Source organism: Microcoleus vaginatus HSN003, from assembly GCF_022701255.1.
Classification (GTDB): domain Bacteria; phylum Cyanobacteriota; class Cyanobacteriia; order Cyanobacteriales; family Microcoleaceae; genus Microcoleus; species Microcoleus vaginatus_B.
Window position 1 is genome coordinate 4,017,639 of record NZ_CP031705.1, and the last position, 20,813, is coordinate 4,038,451.

Sequence of the window (20,813 nt, forward strand, 5' to 3'; positions counted from 1 at the left end):
GATTATTTCGCATAAAAACTACATTCAAGCTACAAATACTCAGTTATGACTCACCTAAATATTTCTCCTCTCAACCGTCGCTCTTTTCTTAGTTATGTTGCTTTAGGTACTTTGGGTTTATTGACAAAAGACTTGCTTGATCCAGCTAGCGCTATGGCTGATAGCGAGGGATTAGGCAAAAATTTCTCTACCTTGGAGAACTATCATATTTTTGTTCCTTATACCACAGCCCGAGTAGGAGGAAAGCAAACTTTTACAGCACTTCCGGATGTTATGAGGTACAGTAGCAGCAATTAGTAAACCAGTTTTTGAGATGTTTCGGATTAATTAAGTCAAGAGCCACAGCAATTATCGTGTCAACCATTTTAGTGCTGGTTGGTGAAAACTGTCGCAATAAAGATTTAAGTTGCGACCACCATAATTCAATCGGATTAAAATCAGGAGAGTATGGGGATAAACATAAAATAGAAGCACCCACCACGGCAATCATCGATGTAATTGAATCTACTTTATGCGCTGGTAAGTTATCCATCACTACTACGGCTCCGGGCCACAATTGTGGCACTAAACATTTCTCGATAAACACCTCAAATGCTTTGCTATCCATCGAGTTGTCCAGGGTCATTAATGCCACTACTTTCGTGAGGCTAATTGCACCAATTACTGTGACTTTCTTGCCTCGATAAAAAGGTTTGACCGCATAGGCTCTAGTTCCTCGTTGCGAACGTGCATGAGTTCTGGTTAAACCTAGCAATACTCCAGTCTCATCTAAAAATACTAGATTTTTTGGCTCGATATCCTTGACTTTTTCCCAATAGTCTAACCTTAACTTCATCACTCTTTCTGTGCCTGCTTGGCTACTCCTGACTGTTTTTTTTTACGATTTAATCCCAACTTCTGTAAGGCGCTACACATGGCTGTTCTGCCTACCCAATTTCCTGTCTTTTGGGCGAACAACTCACACAATTCTACCAAAGTTGCATCGGGATGTGTGACCACTATTTCTCTTAACTCTTGTGACGCATTATTCAAATGACTGAATCTGGGTTTACCCCTCGGTTTAGGCTGTAAATTCCCCTCTATTTTTTGTTGCTTGACAAGTTTTTGAACTAAGCTTTTACTGCAGGCAAATATTTCTGCTGTTTTTCTGATCGACAGCTTCTGCTCGACATGGGCTGCTACTATTTTGGATCGCAAATCTACTGAGTATGCTTTCATTGGTATATTATTTTTAGTCGATTCTATTGTACCTCATAACATCCGGAAGTGCTGTACTTTGCGATCGGGAGAACCTTGCCAGGTGGAAATTCCCTCCAAAGCTCAAGATAGCCAAGAGATTACCCTCAAAGGGCGCGGTCAAGACGGTAAAGATATTACTGTAGTTTTGCATACCTTATACGATCGACAACTCGGAATAAAAGAGGAAATTTATCAAGAAATTGACAAAAATACGCAATTTGTCGAAGAAGCAAGCAAAGCGAAATGCAAATTTGTTTACGAGCAAGTTGAAGATGGTGAGTATATTGACGATCTGATCGCCTTGGATTTTCTTGATTATGTGATATCGTCCTCAAAGCTAGACAACAAAATTAAAGAGCGCTACCAAATCGCCAGTACCAATTCACGCTTACTCGGAATTGAGCAAGCCATTGAATCGACCTTGGCTCAATCTAAACTGACTGAGGCAAAGAAGAAACTAATCAGAGGAACTTCTGCATACGTCCGCGCCGGCGAACCTGTTCCTGACTTTAAGGCACTCACAGATATTTACTCAATTGTTGCCGCTTCTGCACTGCCTTTAGAAATCAAGCAGAACTACTCTTTAGCCATTGCCAACTCAAGAGCCTTAACAGTTGATTTTATTCTGGTCAAAGAGATTACTGAAAGCCAATTGACTGATGAACAAAAGAAAAATTACCAGTCAACTTATCAGCAGGTGCGCGATGGCAAGACAGTAGAAGATACAGCAACCTTGAAGTCGCTAGACTCCTTCATTGACAAAGCCAAAATCCCAGAAAATGCTAAAGCTGTTTACTCGATAGCAAGGAAACAAAATTTAGATATAGCATTTCTTAGAAAGATGAGGTATAATATAACTGACTTAAACGGAGTGAAAAATATAGAACTTCAAAATGTTATACAGCTCTAATTAAATAGGGCGATCTTCGAGCAGTAGTCCCTCGACCCGCAGCAGTCACTAGAATGACAACTATCTCAAATTTTAGCAAGGATCACGCATTAGTAAAAATGAAAACTTATTCGATTGATTTTAGACAAAAAATTATGGATGTGTACCATAATGAACCGCTGTCACAAAGAGCAATAGCTAACCGTTTTTGTGTAGCCCTAAGTTTTGTCCAAAAATTGGTTAAACAGTATCGTGACACCCAAAACATTGCTCCTCGCACTGAGCGATGTGGAGTCAAATTAAAACTGAATGCAGAACAACTGCTAATTTTAGCGGAATTGATTGAAGCAAACAATGATGCAACTCTCGAAGAACTCCGTTATTTACTGTACCAAAAAATTGGTTTTACCATCAGCGTAGCAACGATGGGAAGAATGGCAAAACTCTTAAACATGACTTTGAAAAAAAAACTCTTTTCCCGTCAGACAAAGGCACTGACAGGGTTCAGAACCTGCGATACGAGTTCTGGCAAAAAATTAGAGAAGTTTGTTTCAAAGACTTAATATTCATTGATGAATGTGGAGTAAACTTGGCAATGGTTAGGTTATATGCTCGATCTCTAAAAGGTTCAAGAGCCAAGGGATCAAAACCGAATAAACGCGGAAGAAATGTCTCAATAATTGGAGCTATATCGGTCAAAGAAGTCCTAACATCAGTTAATTTAATAGGTACAACTGATGCAATTACATTTGAGGCTTTTATTATCCGAAAATTAGTGCCAAAGTTATGGAAAGGTGCTTGTGTAGTCATGGATAATTGTACTATTCATACCGGAGAAGAAGTAGAAAAAGCCATCCAAAAAAAAGGGGCTAAATTAATATACTTGTCGCCCTATTCGCCGGATTTCTCCCCAATTGAAAATTTATGGTCAAAACTTAAAAATATTCTCCGTTCTATCAAGACACCTAATTATAAAGAGTTAGCAAAAGCCATAGAGTTTGCATTTAGTGAAGTTACATCAGCAAATATTTGGAATTGGTTTACTCACTGCTGTTATTGTACCTCACCTTTGTAAGAAATGCTATAGTCAAATGGCTTCTGCTGAAAAAGCCTATGATTTTGTCCAAACTGTTAAAGTATTGAAAAAGAAACTGACGGATGCTAAAGACAAAGGAGCAGCAATTGTTCCACAAGCTACGAGAGTGTTTAGTACACTTGGAGTAGAAACAGCTACGGGTGTTAGTATTAGTAGTTTATCAGGAGCGGCTGCAACCAACGCGACTTTAGCTGTTTTAGGTGGTGGTTCTGTCGCATCTGGTGGTTTAGGAATGCTAGGTGGTTTAGCAGTAGCAACAGGAGGAGCAGCGCTAATAGGAGCCGCAGGACTGCTGTCTATTGCGTTAGTTTCAGAAATGGATAGCGAAGACCAAAAAAATCTGGGAATTGCAATTGGTACAGGAACAATCGCCGGTGCTGCAACTGTTTTAGCTGCTTGGACTGCTGCGAGTGCTTTGGGAGTAGCCGGTACATTGTCCGGTGCTGCTGCTATTACTGCCACTATTTCGGCTCTTGGTGGACTCAGTTTAATCACGGGCGGTTCTGCTCTTGTTGCATCGGGTACTGCATATATGATTTGGTTATTGCTCAACAAATCTGAAAAGACTCGCGATTCATCTGAAAAGACTCGCGATTCATCCGTGCTGCACCAGTTAGAAACTCGAACCTACACCTATACTGAAGATATAATTCCCGGTTATTGGGGAGAATTTTTTTCACAAAAGAAGGATGTAATTCCAAAATATGGCATTAAAGATGGATTTTCTGCTCCTAATATTCCATTAGATAAACTGTCAAACGCGCTGTCTTCATGGCTCTCTCTTGACTCGGGAGAAAAAGTAATCGCTTTGATAAACAACAGTGCTTTTAAGGATGCAAAAGAGGGGGTTGTATTTACAAACGCAAAAATGGCTTGGAAAGTATTTCTAGTTTCCAAATCTGATTCAATTAACTATGAAAACTTAGCAAAATTTGTCAAGGCGGAAAGCAAATTAACTTCACTGCTATCAGACCCGAACCAGAAACAGGAATTGTCTAAGTTGAAAAAAATAGTAGATATTTTGTCAGACGAGAAATACTCTACCAATTTATCTAAGTTGCAAGAGTTAGTAGCTATAGTGGGGAGTGACCAAAACTTATCGGATCTGGTTTCTAATGAGAAGTATAAAAACAAGTTGCCAAAATTAAAAAATGCAGTAGCTATTTTATCAGACGAGAAGTACAGTCAGAACTTGTCTAAGTTGAAAGATGTTGTAGATCTCTTATCTAATGAACCTGAGTTAGTAAAATTTTTCTCGTCGCAATTGGTGTCACAGCTATCTGACAAGAACTATACCAATGACTTGTCTAGGTTAAAAAAGGTAGTAGATACGTTTCAAAACGAATCTGACAAGGACAATTTCACTAAATTGCTTCGACAAATTGGTCAAGAATATAGCACAGTTTAGGCAGCAACTTTTGCCCGCGATTCTGGCTATGAGGAAGGCAGAAGGAGCTCGCCCACTATTGACTGCTAAAATTAAGGGCGATCGCTTGTTATGATTATATTAAAATCAAGATGACTAAAAGAGGCAATTCTTATGAATATTCGTGAGAGTGCGATCGCCAAATTGCTGCCATTTCCAGAATCCATCTTGCCATAAGTTAGCAACTTTATCGACTTTGTGATCCACAATCACCAAAATAGAATAGCTGAGCCCAAACTCCCAGACGATATTGCCAAAGCTTGGGCAAAATGGTTCGAGGAAGTCGATCGCTTAGAGGTAATGACTAATGGCCCGATAGCGAATTTAAGCTACACTAAAAGCTATAGCACTTCATCTAACTCAAGAGCAGGCGGAGACTTTACTCTGGGTAAGTAGCGCTGACGGGAAGTTTGCACGAAATTTCAGCAGGTAGAATTCGGATAGTTGTGCTAATTTAGAATACAAAAAAGATGTTCGGCGTTTGCGGGTAACATGGGAACGGGCGGGGTGACGATCTACTGCGGGGTTCTCCACGATTTAGGTAGAGCCTTTAGAAAAGCGTAAATTCAAGACGTAAACCCTGTAAGGGAAAACCTATCCTAAACATAGGAGTTTTCCGTTTTCAAACTTAAAGGCTTAAAATGAGCAAATAGGGGGCACTCGGTCAAGCAAATCTCCTGTAGGGCTAGAGAAGGTTATATGGTGCGCCAGAGTTTAGGACAACGGTTATCCAGTCTCAGAGTTGGGCAAAAGATCGGTTTAGGATACACCCTTGCTCTAGGCATTGCTGTGTGTGGAACAATTGCTGGTTTTGGAGTTGGGGATCATTATCAACAAGAGACTCAAGAGCATGAACAACACGCGCGTAACGAAGTGGAACTTCTGCAGCGTCTGCAATCTCGTGTTCTCCAAGCCCGAACCCACCAACAACAACTCATTCCTTTAGCGCAATACCCAGAAAAATTTCAAGATGAATATGCTCACTTGCTGAAGCATAAAGCTGAAATCCAAACAATTTGGGCTGAACTTAAGGCATTTGTGGCAAAGTATCATAGTCGGCAAGATAATGTACACCACGCAACGATTCTAGCCTTCTTGCAAACCTATGACCGTGTACCACAACTCTACTCACAGGAATTAGAACGCCGAGTTGAACGAATTCGTAGTCTGGATCTTGCGTCACCCACTGATGTTGAGCAAGCCCAAGCCCTGATGTTGGAATTTACCAACAGCGATTTGGCGCTTGAATACGATGGCATCTCCGATGATTTGGTGGGTTTTATTGACCATGCTTACCAAGAACTGGAGGTAGCAACAAGGTCATATCAACAGGCTAGTGAAGTTGCTGAGAAATTGGTGGTTGCAAGTATCGGATTGTCTGTTGCGATCGCCATTCTCTTGGCAATTTTGACCAGCCGAGCAATTGCCCAACCCATTCAAGCTCTTACCAGCGTTGCCCGACGAACTACTGAAGAATCTAATTTTGAGTTACAAGCAACTGTTGAGCAAGATGATGAGATTGGAACCCTTGCCAATGCTTTTAACCAATTAATTCGCGCTGTTCAACAACTGTTACAGCAACAGAAAACAGCCAACGAACAACTGGAAAACTACAGCCAAACCCTTGAATTTCAAGTCGAGGTAAGAACCCAAGAACTCAGCGACAAAAATATACAGTTGCAACAACTCTTAGAGGAACTGCAACGCACTCAGGTTCAAATGGTGCAAAGCGAAAAGATGTCTGCTTTGGGGCAAATGGTGGCAGGGGTGGCACACGAAATCAACAATCCAGTCAACTTCATTCACGGCAACTTGACTCATGTGCAGGAATACGCCCACAATTTATTAGGTTTGGTGCAACTCTACGAGAATTACTATCCCGACCCAGCACCGGAAATCCAAGCTGAGGCAGAAGATATTGATATGGAGTTTATCCAAGCCGATCTACCTAAAGTCCTCGACTCCATGAAACTCGGCACGGATCGCATTCGCCAGATTGTTTTGTCACTCCGCAACTTTTCACGAATGGATGAAGCTGAGTTCAAAGCCGTTGATATTCATGAGGGCATTGATAGTACGTTGTCGATTTTGCAACATCGCTTGAAAGATAAACCAGAGCGTCCAGCGATTCAAGTAATTCGTGATTATGGTAATCTACCGCTAATAGAATGCTATCCTGGTCAAATCAATCAGGCGTTTATGAACATCCTGGCAAATGCCATTGATGCGCTGGAAGAAGCCAACGTCAAACGAACCTATCAGGAGATTAAGGAAAATCCCAACCTGATTACCATTCGGACTGCCATGATTGATTCAAAGTGGGTAAAAATTGCAATTTCTGATAACGGAACGGGAATGTCTGAATCTGTTCAGAAACGCCTCTTCGATCCATTCTTCACCACAAAGTCTGTCGGTAAGGGAACGGGCCTGGGGCTGGCGATTAGCTATCAGATTGTCACTGAGAAACATGGCGGTAAGTTAGATTGCTTCTCAATATCTGGTAAGGGAACGGAGTTTGTGATTCAAATCCTTGTCCAGCAGCAAATCCGTGATCCCGTCTAACCAGGTGCGCCCCACCACTGAAAGTTTTTCTGTTAGGCTTTTGAGGTTATCTGCTATGAGGTTTTAGTTGTAATATTCACTTTCTTTTTTAGCCATTTTTCTGCACTTTGTTTAACAGCTTCTATTTCCTCGCAATCTACCCGCATCACAGCCGTTTCAAATTCTACCCCCAAAAATGTGATAACTTCGAGGATTTCTACAACGCTGGCAGATTAGACATCTGCAACAATTCTTGTGGGGAGTAGGGGTTAAGCATCCTGCCGGCCCAAGACTTGCTTTTCTGTAGATGAGTAATAACTCCCCCAAAAACTAAAGCCCTTTTCCGTTGTTGCGGGAAAAGAGCTTTAATTTATTATTAACCTGGCACTGAGCTATTTTACCGGGCAGTGACCCGCCGAGTATCTTCGCCATAGCAACATTTAACAACCGAGTTCGGGATGGATCAGAGTGGTTCCATTACATCCTCAGCACGATGTTGTTATGATTTTGTTAAAATAAATGACGACTTAAAGAGCCAATTATTAGGACTCTAAGATTTTGCATCAAAAGTACGGCTCATTTTTGCACTCATCCTTACTTACACCATATTCCAGGTTTATTAAGTACAGTAGCAGCTATATTGTGTGGTACGTGTTATGTAGGTGCCCCGCTGTTTTATAGTTCAATGGAACTTGCAGATTGTTGATGGCAACGCACCTTACTTACAACAAAATTGTGTGTACCGCATATAAATGGAATATGCTGTATCTACTTCAATCTCATCCAAAGCTGGTTGAAGATATTTCCGATTCCGCAATAATCTTTGGGATTTCCTAGGCTGATTTCTTTGATAAATTTCTTTCCCATTCCTATTGCTAAAACGAATTTTACCCCTGATTACCTATTTTCCTCTGCTTAGAGTGACAGAAGAGCGCTAATCGGGCTATCTTGTATATTCCTAAAAATTGCGGTGTTTGAAAGGTTTAGGCTTAGTTTCTCTCTCGAAAGCGTACTGGCATTCGATCTGACGGATAAATTAACAGGTTTTGCTGTAATTCTTCGAGAGAAGAACGACCGTTGACTAACTCCCAATCGAAGTGGCGCACCAATAATGCTAACATCATTGTTCCTTCCAGCATTGATAGATGCTCTCCTAAGCAACGATGCGACCCTGAGCCAAAGTCTATCATTGGCAGTGAACTTGTTTCCTTATTCTTGTCTAGCCAACGTTCGGGCAGAAATTCCTCTGGGTTAGCATAAACTTCTGGATCTCTTCCGGCTGCAAGCATTGACCAGGATACTCTCGTCCCACGCGGAATCACTGTACCCTCAATTAGAGTATCCCGTTGAGCCTCTAATGTAGTTGAGCCGGAGGCAACTGAATAAAGCCGCAGTGTTTCTTTGATAATGGCACGAATATAAGCTAATTCTTTGAGGTTTTCTAGGTTAATCCCACTTTGTTTTTGCCAAACTTGGTCAACGATGTCCCGTGCTTGTTGAAAAACTCTTTGATTTAAGCTCAACTCTCCAAGTGCAAAGGATAAAGTATGGGCTGTGGTGTCAGTCCCAGCTATTAATAGTTCAATCGATTCTGATATTAAAGTTTCGCGGTCATATTTTGGTTCTTTAGTCGCAATTTTGACTAACATTGATTCCCTAAACAAACTACTGACTGGTGGGAAATCAGTTTGATTTTGTTCTCTCATCTGTAAAGCTAAGTCTACCCGGGGAGTAAGAAATTCGGTTAAATATCGCCTTGCTGCCCAATAATCCCGTGAATTCTGAGTTGGCAAATATTTCATCCATATTTTCTCCCCCGTAGCTTGTCGCAGGAAACGATAGCCTAAAATAGACATCGCTTCATACACCTTACTAACTTCCAGGGGGGGCCTTCCTGACTGGTACTATTTCTATCTACAGGAATACCTAGTACCAAAGAGGAAATCACCCGCATTGTTAGTTCCACAAACAGAAGATCTACCTCCACTTCTTTTGGAGGTGCAACTTGTTTGAGCGTCTCAATGACTTGTTCGCAAGCTTGGCTAATTATTTCTAGATATTTGGAAAGATTGCTCGAAGTAAATTCTGGATTCCAAGCCTTGCGTCGCCACTGCCACTCCGTTCCAGTTTCTCCGAGCATAATAGAACCACTGATATCGTTCCATGCTTGGCGTAATTGCTTGGGTCTAATTAAGCTACCATCTCTCATTCCATTGATAATGGTATCTTCAATTACTTTTGGTTTACTTAAAATCACAAAGGGACTCCTGCCATTCCAGATGACATACATCGGCCCTAACTGCTGGCTCCAATCAAAAAATAGCTGAAATAATTTCTTCTGTTTTACTGCTGCTAATACTTGTGGTAGATTTCCTAACACCCAATATTGGGGAGGCGACGGGAGAGATTGTAGCGATTTATACGTTTCCTTGCCTTTCCACCATCGCCAACTCAGTATAGACGCTATGCTAGTAACGCCTAATACTATTACTAAATATGACAAGAAGGAAGAAGAACCATTTATTGGAGAAGTAATGCTTTGAAACATAAATCTGCCCAAGTCCATAGTTTTTTATTACCCATATACTAGCTTGAAATGGAGATTAAGTAAGTCAACGTAATTAAATATAAAACGTTCGACTTGGTAATTGCCTGATGTGGCTCTAGCATTAACTCCTTTTCAAATACGCAACAAGCTCTGGACTTACGCACTTGTCATATTACAAACATCTGTAACTCACCAAAAAACTAAAGCCCTTTTCCGTTGTTGCGGGAAAAGAGCTTTAATTTATTATTAACCTGGCACTGAGCTATTTTACCGGGCAGTGACCCGCCGAGTATCTTCGCCATAGCAACGTTTAACAACCGAGTTCGGGATGGATCGGAGTGGTTCCATTACATCATAAGCACCAGGAAAGCTTTGAAAACTTTTTATCCTGTGTCTGCGTTAAGCTTGAGCTAAGTTTGATGCGCTGCATCTCTTTCGCTCGACTTAATTACCTTATCAAGTTTTCCTTTGTCTGTCAACCCCAAAGTCAAAACTTTTTTTAGCTCGCCCGAAACAGCCCCCCATAGCCGAGTTTGACGTATTTTGCCAGTGTTGCCGCTCGACCTTTAACTCACAAATCCAAAAAAGCCGCATCGACACCCTGCTCTCTGCGGATCTTCCCGTCCTTCACAAACCACGCCACGACCTGCTTAACTGTTAATTGTTCGATCGCCATGGAGGCTTCTGTAGCAATTTGCCTCAAAGGCCGCAAAGACGCAATTACCAAATTCGTAAAAAAGTTTTCACAACTCGCATCAAGTTCGATCGACCCAAAATCTGCTCCTAGCGGAGAATATTGAGATTTCTACAAAACTCGCACGTTAGACATCTCCAACAATTCTGCTGGGGAGTAGGGGTTAGGCATCCTGTCGGCCCAAGACGAGCTTTTCTGTAGATGACTAATAACTCACCAAAAAACTAAAGCCCTTTTCCGTTGTTGCGGGAAAAGAGCTTTAATTTATTATTAACCTGGCACTGAGCTATTTTACCGGGCAGTGACCCGCCGAGTATCTTCGCCATAGCAACGTTTAACAACCGAGTTCGGGATGGATCGGAGTGGTTCCATTACATCATAAGCACCAGGAAAGCTTTGAAAACTTTTTATCCTGTGTCTGCGTTAGGTCAGATGCGCTGCATCTCTTTCGCTCGACTTAATTACCTTATCAAGTTTTCCCCTGTCTGTCAACCCCAAAGTCAAAACTTTTTTTAGCTCGCCCGAAACAGCCCCCAATAGCCGAGTTTGACGTATTATTTGTCAGTGAGGCCGATCGACCTTTAACTCACAAGTCCAAAAAAGCCGCATCGGTTCCCTGCTCTCTGCGAATTTTCCCATCCTTCACAAACCACGCCACGACCTGCTTAACTGTTAATTGCTCGATCGCCCTTTCGCCTTCTGTAGCAATTTGCCTCAAAGGTCGCAAAGACGCAATTACCAAATTCGTAAAAAAGTTTTCCAAACTCCTAGCATCAAGTTCGATCGACCCAAAATCTGCTGCTGGCGGATAATATTGAGATTTCTACGAAACTGGCACCCAAGACATCTCTAACAATTCTTGTGGGGAGTAGGGGTTAAGCATCATGTCGGCCCAAGACTTGCTTTTGTGTAGATGAGTAATAACTCACCAAAAAACTAAAGCCCTTTTCCGTTGTTGCGGGAAAAGAGCTTTAGTTTATTATTAACCTGGCACTGAGCTATTTTACCGGGCAGTGACCCGCCGAGTATCTTCGCCATAGCAACGTTTAACAACCGAGTTCGGGATGGATCGGAGTGGTTCCATTACATCATAAGCACCAGGAAAGCTTTGAAAACTTTTTATCCTGTGTCTGCGTTAAGTTTGATGCGCTGCATCTCTTTCGCTCGACTTAATTACCTTATCAAGTTTTCCCTAGTCTGTCAACCCCAAAGTCCAAACTTTTTTTCTATCGCCCGAAACCCCTCGAATTATCGGGGTTTGAGGCCTGGTTTGGGGGTGCGGACGATCGACCTTTAACTCACAAATCCAAAAACGCCGCATCCACACCCTGCTCTCTGCGAATTTTCCCGTCCTTCTCAAACCAAGCCACGACCTGCTTAACTGTTAATTGTTCGATCGGGATCTCGGCTTCTGTCGCAATTTGCCTCAAAGGCCGCAAAGACGCCACCACCAAATTCGTAAAAAAGTTTTCAAAACTAGCATCAAGTTCGATCGACCCTTTAATACTCTCATCATTCTTAATCCAATCCATCACCTGCCCATTAGTCACCTCAGCCACCGGCAAACCAGTCTCCCCAGAAATTTGCTTGAGCACCCTCAAAGCATAAATTGCCACCCGCGCCGAAAACTTCTCCTTCGACGACAGCAGCGCCATATCAACTTCGGCACACTCTTCCGGCTTTAAAAAATCTGCTAGCGGTTCCATATATTAAAAATTGGTAATTGGTAATTAGTAATTGGTAATTAGTAATTGGAATTTAGGATTGGTAATTTGTAATTAGTAATTCTTATCCTTCTTCCTTCTTCCTTCTTCCTTCTTCCTTCTTCCTTGCAATCAAATAACCGCAGCGGTGTTCCCCATCAATAATCCAGTGAGTCCGATCCACAATACAGTCCGGCAAAACCGCTGCAAACATTTCCAACTCATTGCCACACACACTCGGAAAAGTTTCAGCAACATTAGAAATGGCGCAGTTGTGTTCCATCAACACAAATCGATCGCCCTTAACGTCGCGATCGCACATCCCAACCTCTACAGATTCTACAGGATAACACTCAGCCATATAACCTTCAGCCCTGCGGAGTTCCACCAACTTAGTCACCCGTTCTTGCAGCGAACCCGTACCCACTAGCCGCCGGTAGTCCGTAGCCTTGCGCTGCCACTGTTTTCGCAAGATAGTAATCACTTGCTCGCGGCCGACGGTTTCCGCCAACGTATCCAGGAAAGACACTGCAAAATCACCGTAACGATTCGGGAATCGATCGCGCCCCAGACTGGTAAGCTCATAAATGTGCTGCGGCCGCCCCATCCCAGCCTGAACCGACTGATACTGAATCAGCCCCTCCGCTTCCAAATCCTTCAAGTGACGGCGAATCGCCTGCGGGCTGATATCCAAAGACTCCGCCAACTCAAGAGCCGTCCCCTGCCCCCCCTTGAGCAAATATTCCAGGATGTCTTGTTTGGTGGAAGTCTGCTGAGTAGTCTCCATCATCTTCACAAAAAATTATTAATTTGACTTTGACAATATCACTGTTGTTAATGTAGCTTAAAATATACTAAAGCAACAAATCAGTTGTTTTACTTCCTAGAGCAGCCCCCAGAACTCGCCGGGCCCCCGACAGTTCAGCGTCTGCCATCTTTGAGAGACTTATCCAGAACACTCGAAAGCGCAAAATTAATGAGCTCTACAGTCACAACCCTAGTCAACCAGCCCTATAAATACGGTTTCGTCACCGACATCGAATCAGACACCATCGCCCGCGGCTTAAGCGAAGATGTAGTCCGCCTGATTTCCTCCAAGAAAAACGAACCGGAATTCATGCTGCAATTCCGCCTCAAAGCATACCGGAAGTGGCTGACAATGACCGAGCCCACCTGGCCCCACGTCAACTATCCCGCGATCGACTACCAACAAATTATCTACTATTCCGCGCCCAAACAAAAGCCCAAAAAGCTCAACAGTTTGGACGAAGTTGATCCGACACTGCTAGAAACCTTCGAGAAACTCGGCATTCCCCTATCCGAACAAAAACGGCTCGGAAATGTCGCCGTTGACGCCGTTTTTGACAGCGTTTCAATTGCCACAACATTTAGAGAAAAGTTAGCCAAAGATGGTGTTATTTTCTGTTCCATCTCAGAAGCCGTCAAAGATTATCCCGAACTAATAGAAAAATATCTCGGCAGCGTCGTACCAGTCGGCGATAACTTTTTCGCAGCCCTCAACTCCGCCGTATTCAGCGACGGTTCCTTCGTTTACATTCCCAAAGGCGTCAAATGCCCGATGGAATTGTCAACCTATTTCCGCATCAACAACGGAGATTCCGGCCAGTTCGAGCGCACCCTAATTGTGGCAGAAGAAAACAGCTCAGTGTCTTACCTCGAAGGCTGCACCGCGCCCATGTTTGACACCAACCAACTGCACGCCGCCGTCGTGGAATTGGTAACAATGGACAATGCGGATATCAAATACTCCACCGTGCAAAACTGGTACGCTGGCGACGCCAACGGCAAAGGCGGCATTTACAACTTCGTGACGAAACGGGGTTTGTGTCAGGGAGTTAATTCTAAGATTTCTTGGACACAAGTAGAAACCGGTTCCGCGATTACTTGGAAATATCCCAGTTGCGTGTTAGTCGGCGACAACTCGGTGGGTGAATTCTACTCAGTAGCGCTGACAAATAACAAGCAGCAAGCTGACACCGGCACCAAAATGATCCACGTTGGTAAAAACACTCGCAGCACGATTATTTCTAAGGGAATTTCTGCGGGTAATTCATCCAACAGCTATCGCGGCTTGGTGAAAATGGGGCCTAATGCTAAAGGCTCTCGCAATTACTCTCAATGCGATTCGATGCTGATTGGCGACAACGCTCAAGCGAATACTTTCCCTTATATTCAAGTGCAGAACCACACTGCTAAAGTCGAACACGAAGCTTCAACTTCTAAGATTGGGGAAGAGCAATTGTTCTTCTTCGCACAGCGGGGAATTTCCGCAGAAAATGCTATTTCGATGATGATTAGCGGTTTCTGTAAAGATGTTTTCAATCAGTTACCCATGGAATTTGCAGCGGAAGCTGATAAGCTGTTGAGTCTGAAACTGGAAGGAAGTGTCGGGTAGAAGGAAGAGGGAAGAAGGAAGAAGGAAGAAGGAAGAAAATATTTTGGCGGGCGAGAAACCCTCGTTACCAGGCTCTGCCTGGTAACGCATATCTAGAGGCTCTGCCTCACATTTCTCTCTCCCGTTTCCAACGAGGCAGAGCCTCGCGACACGCATTCCTAGGCAGAGCCTAGGAAAGAGAAGAAAAAACTGTAAAGTGCATTGAGGAATGAGGACAAAAATAGATGATTGTTGAAAATAGTCAAGTGGTGCTATCCGTCCGCGATTTAACTGCGAATGTGGAAGATACCCAAATCCTTAAGGGTTTGAATCTGGAAATTAAATCGGGTGAAATTCACGCGATTATGGGGCCGAACGGTTCGGGAAAAAGCACTTTATCCAAGATATTAGCCGGCCATCCTGCTTATACGGTAACGGGCGGAGAAGTTACTTTTTTGGGTCAAAATTTGCTGGAATTACCGCCGGAAGAACGTTCTCTGGCGGGCGTATTTCTGGCTTTTCAATATCCTTTAGAAATCCCCGGTGTTAGCAATCTGGATTTCTTGCGCGTGGCTTACAATGCTCACCGCAAACATCGCGGCTTGGAAGAATTGGATGCTTTTGATTTCCAAGATTTAATCGAGGAAAAGCTGGATATTGTCAAGATGAATGATTCTTTTTTAGGCCGCAGCGTTAATGAGGGTTTTTCCGGCGGCGAGAAAAAGCGGAATGAAATTTTGCAAATGGCGCTGTTGGAACCGACATTAGCTATTTTAGATGAGACTGATTCAGGTTTGGATATCGATGCTCTCAAGATTGTCGCCGGCGGTGTGAATCAGTTGTCAACTGCTGAAAATTCGATGTTGGTGATTACTCACTATCAGCGGTTGTTGAATTACATTATTCCTGATTTTATTCACGTCATGGAAGCCGGCAGAATTATCTTGACTGGCCCGAAAGAGTTGGCGCTGGAATTGGAAGAACGCGGTTATGACTGGGTTGTGGAAGAGGAAGCAGCAGGAGTAGGCGCGCGATGATGAATACGCAAGTTGCTAGTAGGGAAATGTTTTTGACTGAGTTGGTGAATCAGTGCGGTAAGTTGGAGGCTGCTAATAGCAAAAGTGCGGCTTACGGGTTGCAGGATTTGCGGGATGCGGCGACGGAATACGTGCTTGCTTCGAGTTTTCCGACGGTGAGGGATGAAGAATGGCGCTTTACTGATTTGTCGTCGGTGTTGCAAATTCCTTTTCATATACCCCAGAGCAATCAGTCAAAAGTTAAGCTGGCTGATATCATTATGCCAGTGAAAAATCGGGATGATTTACCATTAAGATTGGTATTTGTCAACGGTTTTTATGCACCGGATTTGTCAACGGTGGAGTCGTTGGTTTTGCCGAATTTGCCGTTAGCGGAGCCCTCGAAGAGGATCGACTTTTACGCAGGTAATCTATCCAATGTACCCGAAAAATATCAAGAGCGCATCAGCGATGTTTTGAGCAAGCACAGACAGCAAACTGAGGTGTTTACGGCGCTGAATACTGCGGGTTTGGCGGATTCTGCGGTGGTGTTCGTGCCGGCCAATATGTCGATCGACCTTCCGATTCACTTGCTGTTCCTGACAGCGCCAGGTACATCTCCCACGATGTCCCAGCCGCACTGCTTAGTCATAGCTGAGCCTGGAAGCAATGTCACGCTGGTTGAGGATTACGCAACTATCGGTAATGTACCAGCGTTTACGAATGCTGTAACCGATGTTGTTGTCGGCGAAAACGCCACTGTGAATCACGTTCGGCTTCAGCGGGAAGGTGGGGAGGTTGTTCATATCGGCAAAAGTGCGATCGAGCAATCTCGCAACAGCCGTTACACTTGTCATGCTATCAGCTTGGGAGGCAAAATATCGCGGCACAATTTAGAAGTTTTTCAGCGCGGCGAAGCCACTGAAACAACTTTAAACGGCTTAAGCGTAGCCTTTGGGGAACAGGTGGCGGACACTCACAGTTTAATCGATTTTAATCACCCTCACGGTACAAGTCGCCAATTGCACAAGTGCATTGTCGGCAACAAAGCTCGCGCTGTATTTAACGGCAAAGTTTTCGTTCGCAAAGCCGCACAATTAACAGATGCCGGACAATTGAGCCGGAATCTGTTGCTGTCGCCGAGAGCTCGCGTAGATACCAAACCGCAGTTAGAAATTGTCGCCGACAACGTTAAATGTTCCCACGGTGCAACTGTCAGTCAATTAGAAGATGATGAACTTTTCTACTTGCAAAGTCGCGGTTTGGATTTAGAGAGAAGTCGCTATTTGCTAATCGATGCTTTTGCGGCAGAAATGCTCAATCAATTACCAATTGTTGGGGTAGCAAAAATGCTTTCTACCTGTGTGGCTATCCAAGGATAAAAGAATCACCAACAGCGGCGAAGCCTGTTCCACAAAAATAAATATTCTTGTGGGGTGGGCTTCTAGCCCGCCCAGAATCAGGCACAACGTCGAAGCCGGTTCCACAAAAATTAATTTTCCTGTGGGGTGGGCTTCTAGCCCGCCCAGAATCAGCAACAATACTAACTTCTGAAATTTATGACACTTATTCAAGAAAAAACACTCGCATCAAAAGTTCGCGGCGACTTCCCTATTTTGAATGAAAAAGTCAACGGAAAACCGCTAATTTATCTAGACAATGCAGCTACTTCTCAAAAACCCCTAGCTGTACTCAACGCTTGGCGTGATTACTACGGACAATACAATGCAAACGTGCACCGCGGCGCTCACACTCTCAGCGCCAAAGCGACTGATGCTTACGAAGGTGCTAGAGACAAAGTTGCTGCTTTTATAAATGCCGCGTCGCGGCAAGAAATTGTTTACACTCGCAACGCCACGGAAGCGATTAATTTGGTTGCTTACTCTTGGGGTTTGAGCAATCTACAAGCCGGAGATGAAATCATCTTGTCAGTGATGGAACACCACAGCAATCTCGTTCCGTGGCAAATGATGGCTCAAAGAACCGGTGCGGTGCTAAAGTTTGTCGAGTTAACGGAAACTCACGAGTTTGATTTGGAACAGTTTAAAACGCTGATTTCCCATAAAACAAAATTGGTGTCAACCGTTCACGTTTCTAATACTTTAGGCTGCATTAGTCCTGTCAAAGAAATTTGCGAAATTGCCCACAGTTTCGGCGCGAAAGTTTTAATAGATGCTTGCCAAAGCGTGCCGCACATGATAGTAGATGTGCAAGCAATAGATTGCGATTGGCTGGTTGCTTCAGGCCACAAAATGTGCGCTCCAACTGGCATCGGTTTTCTGTACGGTAAGCTGGACTTGCTGAGAGAAATGCCTCCGTTTTTCGGCGGCGGTGAGATGATTGCTGACGTATTTCTCGATTATTCCACCTATGCCGATTTGCCGCACAAATTTGAGGCCGGCACGCCTGCAATCGGCGAGGCGATCGCCCTTGGTGCAGCAATCGATTATCTTAGTAACATTGGCATGGATAAAATTCACGCTTGCGAAGCAGAATTGACTGCTTATATGTTCCAACAATTGCGGCAAATTCCCGAAATCAAAATTTACGGGCCACAACCAGACAGCAACGGCGAAGGTAGGGCAGCTTTGGCGGCATTTACTGCGGGAGAAATTCACCCTCAAGACTTGTCTACCATGTTAGATCAGGAGGGAGTCGCGATTCGTTCCGGGCATCACTGCACGCAAGCTTTGCACCGCTATTTGAATATTTCATCGACTGCGCGGGCGAGTTTATATTTTTACAATACTCGCGAGGAGATTGATGTGTTTGTAAAAGTGTTGAAAGAGACGATCGACTTTTTTGGTGGGATTATGGGCTAATTTAGTAGGGCGGGCAGTGCCTGCCCTACCAAATTACTTAAACCTTATTGCTTTTACTTAGGTTACACCGGAAGCAGAGGAGCTGAAGATTATCCCATATAGTTAAACCTCCTTTGCTAAAAGGGTAAATGTGATCGGCTTTTAGTTCATTAAAACCTTTAGGTCCTCGAAATACTCTCTTGCAACTAGGGCAAACATATCCCTTCAACTCTATGTTAAAGTGTAACCTAAAATAGGCTTCTTTCCACATTAAGGGAAAAGTTCTCGCTTGAGGATTGCATGGCTGCAAAGCTTCTGGAATATCAACCATTAAAACATCCTACTTCAAAATACTTCGGGCAATTTCAACGGCTTTATCGCACTGTTCTTTTTGCCCTCTTTTCCCATTCCAAATACCTTTTGGTTCCGGGTATCCATCGAAAGCCAGTATATTTTTACCAGTTTTTCGAGGTTTGCGAATGAAGTCACTAATTAAATTCCATTGTTTATCAGACACGTTACTGGGTGAGATTTTTAATTCAACAGCTCCCGCTATAAACAAAGCTAGCTGTTTGTATTTATCAACACTTACTCCTGACATTCCTCTGGATAAAATCACTTCCATCCATTCGGCAAATCCATTAAAGTAACGTTGAGATATTAATTCTAAATCAGCAATAACTTTTTGCTGATCTTTTTGCTCGATTTCTTGATACTTTAGCTGATGACAGTAAAGGTCTAGAGCATTTTCAGTCAAACCTCCAAAGTGCATTTGGAGATGATGTGGTCTTTTCAATAAGTTATTGAAATTATTGCGATCGAGACAAACTAGATACCATAAAAACATCAAAGATGGTGTTTGCCCTTTGACCCTTTCTTTTCCCTCCCACCATTGATACCACATATCTTTAGCATCAGGATTGCTATCCCAAGGGTTAGAAAGTCCTTTACTTTGAGCTAATTCAAGCATCCGTTGAGAGGGCTGCTTAATTTGGTCATATTTATCTGTTTCATCATCATCTTCATCTAACCTGTTAGGATCTTCGTGAATACCTACTAAACGAATAAAAGTAACAGCTTTAGATTGGCTGTAATAGGCTAGGCGAATATCCTGACCAGAAAGAGGAGTTCCTCCTTCATTGATTCTTCGGAATATTTCTAACTTCGTGGGCAACTCCAAATTTTTCGGAATATAAATTATAGTTAACGAGTAATCATTAAATATGTTTTGTAAGTCTCGATTGATTCAACTGACTAAATTTTTTACCACCATATAATGCAGACTGAGGTGCTATGTATTCAATATTTGAATCATTACTAATTGTAAAATTATCGTCAGCAAATTGCCAGATAGTATTAAGTCGCTGTTGGCCATCCACCACCTCATAGTTGCGATTTTCATCTTCACAGAAAAAGAAAGCGGGAATGGTGAGATTGTTTAACAGTGACTCAATAAATATAGATTTTTTTCTAGAGTTCCATTGTTCAGCATCTCTCTGATAATCAGGTATATATATACGCCCGTTTTTCAATCTAGACACAACTGTCTCTATGGTTTCGCTTTGGGCTTTTGTTGTGTCTTTTACTAAGGGTGAAAAGCTTTCAGTCATAGTTTGTTATTATTTATGTCAGGAGCGACCATGTTATATTACAACAATAATGGTTATTTGTCAATTCTTTAGTTGCTGTAAATACATTGTAGTAGCAAGGGATTGTTGCAATCGCCAGCCATGTCCGTGGTAAAATAAAACTAGAGTTTTCTCAGCTCAAGGAGATTTTGAGATGATTGCTACTACTTCAAGTTTAGCCGAACAAAGAACACTGCTAGAAAACATTAGCTGGCAGACCTTTGAAACGTTGCTCAAAGAAATAGGCGATAAGCGAGGTTATCGCATAGCTTACGATGAAGGGAGACTGGAAATTATGGCGCCACTATTTGAACATGAGAACTACAAGAGCAATTTCGGTAATTTCATCCTTGCTTTAGCAGAAGAACTCGACATAGAAATTAAAAGTGCTGGCTCAACTACTCTCAAACTCAAAAATGCCAAAAAAGGCATAGAACCAGATAACTGTTATTATATCCAAAATGAAGCAGCAGTTAGAGGCAGGCAAGAACTAGATTTAGAAACTGCCCCACCGCCCGACTTAGCAATTGAAATAGATATTACCAGCAGTTCAGTGGATAAGTTGGCCATTTACTCCGCACTTCGCGTCCCGGAACTCTGGCTATATAACGGGCGAGTTTTGAAATTTTATCAGTTGGTAGAAACTGAATATATTGAGCGCGACTTTAGTATTGCTTTTCCCTTTGTATCGGTAGCAGAAATGGCTGGGTTTTTCACTCGCACTCAAACGATAGGAGAAATTGCTTTGCTGAAATCCTTTAGAACTTGGGTTAAAGGGAAAATATAATATTCTCTAGCAAGGTGCGCCGTGCACACCCTACATAATTAGGTGCTGCG

At 43.0% G+C, this 20,813-nt stretch carries 22 protein-coding genes and 4 rRNA genes; 11 read left to right on the top strand and 15 right to left on the bottom strand.

From position 1 onward, the window contains the following. Positions 1-45: 45 nt before the first annotated feature. On the top strand, positions 46-297 hold the full coding sequence (locus D0A37_RS17370; protein ID WP_242716203.1) for a hypothetical protein: 252 nt from the start codon (positions 46-48) through the stop codon (positions 295-297). Here D0A37_RS17370 and D0A37_RS17375 read toward each other — a convergent pair. Both D0A37_RS17375 and D0A37_RS17380 read right to left on the bottom strand, forming a co-directional pair. Further along, positions 272-835 carry an IS630 family transposase gene (locus tag D0A37_RS17375; RefSeq protein ID WP_242715923.1) on the bottom strand — a complete coding sequence of 188 codons (564 nt, stop codon included), beginning with the start codon at positions 833-835 and terminating at the stop codon, positions 272-274. The two genes, D0A37_RS17370 and D0A37_RS17375, sit on opposite strands and share 26 nt — an antisense overlap. Continuing rightward, complete coding sequence (locus D0A37_RS17380; RefSeq protein ID WP_242715925.1) at positions 835-1,218, bottom strand: helix-turn-helix domain-containing protein; 384 nt, start codon at positions 1,216-1,218, stop codon at positions 835-837. Before D0A37_RS17380 ends, D0A37_RS17375 begins: the two co-directional genes overlap by 1 nt. 82 nt (positions 1,219-1,300) lie before the next feature. On the opposite strand from D0A37_RS17380, the gene D0A37_RS17385 reads away from it, so the two are divergent. The 5 genes from D0A37_RS17385 (at position 1,301) to D0A37_RS17405 (ending at position 7,212) form a co-directional block, all read left to right on the top strand. After that, positions 1,301-2,149, top strand: a complete 849-nt coding sequence (locus D0A37_RS17385; RefSeq protein WP_242716204.1) for a hypothetical protein — start codon at positions 1,301-1,303, stop codon at positions 2,147-2,149. A gap of 98 nt (positions 2,150-2,247) precedes the next feature. After that, a protein-coding gene (locus tag D0A37_RS17390) for an IS630 family transposase (RefSeq protein WP_242715677.1) occupies positions 2,248-3,203 on the top strand; the annotation gives its coding sequence in 2 pieces (ribosomal slippage) (positions 2,248-2,581 and positions 2,581-3,203; 957 coding nt in all). A gap of 16 nt (positions 3,204-3,219) precedes the next feature. Further along, positions 3,220-4,632, top strand: coding sequence for a hypothetical protein (locus tag D0A37_RS17395; RefSeq protein WP_242716205.1), 1,413 nt, complete (start codon positions 3,220-3,222; stop codon positions 4,630-4,632). 216 nt (positions 4,633-4,848) lie between these two features. After that, positions 4,849-5,046, top strand: coding sequence for a hypothetical protein (locus tag D0A37_RS17400; RefSeq protein ID WP_242716206.1), 198 nt, complete (start codon positions 4,849-4,851; stop codon positions 5,044-5,046). A 303-nt stretch (positions 5,047-5,349) separates the two neighbouring features. Next, positions 5,350-7,212, top strand: a complete 1,863-nt coding sequence (locus D0A37_RS17405; protein ID WP_242716207.1) for a sensor histidine kinase — start codon at positions 5,350-5,352, stop codon at positions 7,210-7,212. 358 nt (positions 7,213-7,570) lie between these two features. Here D0A37_RS17405 and rrf (D0A37_RS17410) read toward each other — a convergent pair. The 10 genes from rrf (D0A37_RS17410) to sufR all read right to left on the bottom strand — a co-directional run bounded on the left by rrf (D0A37_RS17410) (position 7,571) and on the right by sufR (position 12,926). Next, positions 7,571-7,687: ribosomal RNA gene (gene rrf / locus D0A37_RS17410) — 5S ribosomal RNA — on the bottom strand. A gap of 493 nt (positions 7,688-8,180) precedes the next feature. Then, complete coding sequence (locus D0A37_RS29085) at positions 8,181-9,047, bottom strand: cytochrome P450 (RefSeq protein ID WP_278187079.1); 867 nt, start codon at positions 9,045-9,047, stop codon at positions 8,181-8,183. Continuing rightward, positions 9,035-9,757, bottom strand: coding sequence for a cytochrome P450 (locus D0A37_RS29090; RefSeq protein WP_278187080.1), 723 nt, complete (start codon positions 9,755-9,757; stop codon positions 9,035-9,037). The genes D0A37_RS29085 and D0A37_RS29090 overlap by 13 nt, the downstream gene beginning before the upstream one ends. 231 nt (positions 9,758-9,988) lie before the next feature. Further along, positions 9,989-10,105, bottom strand: a 5S ribosomal RNA gene (gene rrf / locus D0A37_RS17420). Positions 10,106-10,310: 205 nt separating this feature from the next. After that, positions 10,311-10,466 (bottom strand): NDH complex assembly factor CRR9, encoded by a 156-nt coding sequence (locus D0A37_RS17425; RefSeq protein ID WP_242716208.1) that lies wholly within the window; start codon positions 10,464-10,466, stop codon positions 10,311-10,313. Positions 10,467-10,706: 240 nt separating this feature from the next. Further along, positions 10,707-10,823, bottom strand: a 5S ribosomal RNA gene (rrf, locus tag D0A37_RS17430). A gap of 196 nt (positions 10,824-11,019) precedes the next feature. Next, positions 11,020-11,175, bottom strand: coding sequence for an NDH complex assembly factor CRR9 (locus D0A37_RS17435; RefSeq protein WP_242716209.1), 156 nt, complete (start codon positions 11,173-11,175; stop codon positions 11,020-11,022). Between the two features lie 243 nt (positions 11,176-11,418). After that, positions 11,419-11,535 (bottom strand): 5S ribosomal RNA (gene rrf, locus D0A37_RS17440). A 196-nt stretch (positions 11,536-11,731) separates the two neighbouring features. Then, entirely contained in the window at positions 11,732-12,139 is a 408-nt protein-coding gene (locus tag D0A37_RS17445; RefSeq protein WP_242716211.1) for an NDH complex assembly factor CRR9, read from the bottom strand. An 82-nt stretch (positions 12,140-12,221) separates the two neighbouring features. Further along, positions 12,222-12,926: an iron-sulfur cluster biosynthesis transcriptional regulator SufR gene (sufR, locus tag D0A37_RS17450; protein WP_242716213.1), complete on the bottom strand. Its 705-nt coding sequence runs from the start codon at positions 12,924-12,926 to the stop codon at positions 12,222-12,224. Between the two features lie 186 nt (positions 12,927-13,112). Between sufR and sufB the strand changes: the two genes are divergently transcribed. From sufB to D0A37_RS17470, 4 genes are all read left to right on the top strand, one after another. Beyond that, entirely contained in the window at positions 13,113-14,552 is a 1,440-nt protein-coding gene (sufB, locus tag D0A37_RS17455; protein WP_242725587.1) for a Fe-S cluster assembly protein SufB, read from the top strand. Positions 14,553-14,776: 224 nt separating this feature from the next. Further along, the gene (gene sufC / locus D0A37_RS17460; protein WP_242716215.1) at positions 14,777-15,568 is read left to right on the top strand and encodes a Fe-S cluster assembly ATPase SufC; all 792 of its coding nucleotides are present in this window, start codon (positions 14,777-14,779) and stop codon (positions 15,566-15,568) included. Continuing rightward, the gene (gene sufD, locus D0A37_RS17465; protein ID WP_242716217.1) at positions 15,565-16,929 is read left to right on the top strand and encodes a Fe-S cluster assembly protein SufD; all 1,365 of its coding nucleotides are present in this window, start codon (positions 15,565-15,567) and stop codon (positions 16,927-16,929) included. Before sufC ends, sufD begins: the two co-directional genes overlap by 4 nt. A gap of 177 nt (positions 16,930-17,106) precedes the next feature. Continuing rightward, the gene (locus tag D0A37_RS17470; protein WP_242716219.1) at positions 17,107-18,369 is read left to right on the top strand and encodes a SufS family cysteine desulfurase; all 1,263 of its coding nucleotides are present in this window, start codon (positions 17,107-17,109) and stop codon (positions 18,367-18,369) included. 37 nt (positions 18,370-18,406) lie between these two features. Here the strand turns inward: D0A37_RS17470 and D0A37_RS29490 are convergent, their stop codons facing one another. Genes D0A37_RS29490 through D0A37_RS17480 form a run of 3 tightly spaced genes read right to left on the bottom strand, consistent with a single transcriptional unit; the run spans position 18,407 to position 19,958 of the window. Further along, the gene (locus D0A37_RS29490) at positions 18,407-18,679 is read right to left on the bottom strand and encodes an HNH endonuclease (RefSeq protein WP_445242411.1); all 273 of its coding nucleotides are present in this window, start codon (positions 18,677-18,679) and stop codon (positions 18,407-18,409) included. A gap of 9 nt (positions 18,680-18,688) precedes the next feature. Next, a complete protein-coding gene (locus D0A37_RS17475; protein ID WP_242716221.1) occupies positions 18,689-19,528 on the bottom strand; it encodes a hypothetical protein in 840 nt (279 codons plus the stop codon). A 37-nt stretch (positions 19,529-19,565) separates the two neighbouring features. Then, positions 19,566-19,958 carry a DUF262 domain-containing protein gene (locus tag D0A37_RS17480; RefSeq protein ID WP_242716223.1) on the bottom strand — a complete coding sequence of 131 codons (393 nt, stop codon included), beginning with the start codon at positions 19,956-19,958 and terminating at the stop codon, positions 19,566-19,568. A gap of 172 nt (positions 19,959-20,130) precedes the next feature. Here D0A37_RS17480 and D0A37_RS17485 point away from each other — a divergent pair, with 172 nt between their 5' ends. Beyond that, positions 20,131-20,763: a Uma2 family endonuclease gene (locus D0A37_RS17485; RefSeq protein ID WP_242716225.1), complete on the top strand. Its 633-nt coding sequence runs from the start codon at positions 20,131-20,133 to the stop codon at positions 20,761-20,763. Positions 20,764-20,813 lie beyond the last annotated feature (50 nt).

What these genes read in the sequence shown, in the direction of transcription:
- D0A37_RS17370 (WP_242716203.1), top strand. Translation starts at nt 46, where the DNA reads ATGACTCACCTAAATATTTCTCCTCTCAACCGTCGCTCTTTTCTTAGT.
- D0A37_RS17375 (WP_242715923.1), bottom strand. Translation starts at nt 835, where the DNA reads ATGAAGTTAAGGTTAGACTATTGGGAAAAAGTCAAGGATATCGAGCCA.
- D0A37_RS17380 (WP_242715925.1), bottom strand. Translation starts at nt 1,218, where the DNA reads ATGAAAGCATACTCAGTAGATTTGCGATCCAAAATAGTAGCAGCCCAT.
- D0A37_RS17395 (WP_242716205.1), top strand. Translation starts at nt 3,220, where the DNA reads ATGGCTTCTGCTGAAAAAGCCTATGATTTTGTCCAAACTGTTAAAGTA.
- D0A37_RS17405 (WP_242716207.1), top strand. Translation starts at nt 5,350, where the DNA reads ATGGTGCGCCAGAGTTTAGGACAACGGTTATCCAGTCTCAGAGTTGGG.
- D0A37_RS29085 (WP_278187079.1), bottom strand. Translation starts at nt 9,047, where the DNA reads ATGTCTATTTTAGGCTATCGTTTCCTGCGACAAGCTACGGGGGAGAAA.
- D0A37_RS29090 (WP_278187080.1), bottom strand. Translation starts at nt 9,757, where the DNA reads ATGGACTTGGGCAGATTTATGTTTCAAAGCATTACTTCTCCAATAAAT.
- D0A37_RS17445 (WP_242716211.1), bottom strand. Translation starts at nt 12,139, where the DNA reads ATGGAACCGCTAGCAGATTTTTTAAAGCCGGAAGAGTGTGCCGAAGTT.
- sufR (WP_242716213.1), bottom strand. Translation starts at nt 12,926, where the DNA reads ATGATGGAGACTACTCAGCAGACTTCCACCAAACAAGACATCCTGGAA.
- sufB (WP_242725587.1), top strand. Translation starts at nt 13,113, where the DNA reads ATGAGCTCTACAGTCACAACCCTAGTCAACCAGCCCTATAAATACGGT.
- sufC (WP_242716215.1), top strand. Translation starts at nt 14,777, where the DNA reads ATGATTGTTGAAAATAGTCAAGTGGTGCTATCCGTCCGCGATTTAACT.
- sufD (WP_242716217.1), top strand. Translation starts at nt 15,565, where the DNA reads ATGATGAATACGCAAGTTGCTAGTAGGGAAATGTTTTTGACTGAGTTG.
- D0A37_RS17470 (WP_242716219.1), top strand. Translation starts at nt 17,107, where the DNA reads ATGACACTTATTCAAGAAAAAACACTCGCATCAAAAGTTCGCGGCGAC.
- D0A37_RS29490 (WP_445242411.1), bottom strand. Translation starts at nt 18,679, where the DNA reads ATGGTTGATATTCCAGAAGCTTTGCAGCCATGCAATCCTCAAGCGAGA.
- D0A37_RS17480 (WP_242716223.1), bottom strand. Translation starts at nt 19,958, where the DNA reads ATGACTGAAAGCTTTTCACCCTTAGTAAAAGACACAACAAAAGCCCAA.
- D0A37_RS17485 (WP_242716225.1), top strand. Translation starts at nt 20,131, where the DNA reads ATGATTGCTACTACTTCAAGTTTAGCCGAACAAAGAACACTGCTAGAA.